Raw genomic sequence first — 475 nt, 5'->3', positions numbered from 1 at the left:
TGTGGATATAGCACACGCGCTCTGCGTCCACATTTTCTAAAAAGGCTTCGGGCGACAACAGGCCGTGATTGACGGCGTTGACGTAAATATTGTTCACATCCAAATGAATGCCGCAGTCGGCTTCACGGGCAACCGCGTTGAGGAACTCGACTTCGTTCATCTAGGCAAGCGGAGAATGCAGGTAGTAGGAGGTGTTTTCCACGGCGATGCGGCAGCCCAAACGGTCTTGCACTTCGCGGATACGGCGCGCGGTATGTTTCACCATCTCATCAGTGAAAGGCAGCGGCAACAAATCGTAAAGATGACCGCCGTCGTGGCAATAGCTCAAATGGTCGGAGAAAAACGTGCAGTCATAACGGCGCATCATTTCTTTGATTCCGTCTATCAAGGCAGTATCCAGCGGTGCTTGTCCGCCCAACGACATGGATAATCCGTGCAACGCCAGCGGCAGCCGTTCCGCCACGCGGTCAAACTG

1 pseudogene is annotated in these 475 nt (G+C 53.9%); it reads right to left on the bottom strand.

Going from position 1 to position 475, the window contains the following annotated elements:
* Positions 1-475 (bottom strand): annotated as a pseudogene (locus tag ACTHUR_RS19780) (DUF692 domain-containing protein); the annotation flags it as partial.

It is taken from the genome of Neisseria sp. P0021.S007 (genome assembly GCF_051956855.1).
This window is presented reverse-complemented; position numbering and strand designations above follow the sequence as displayed.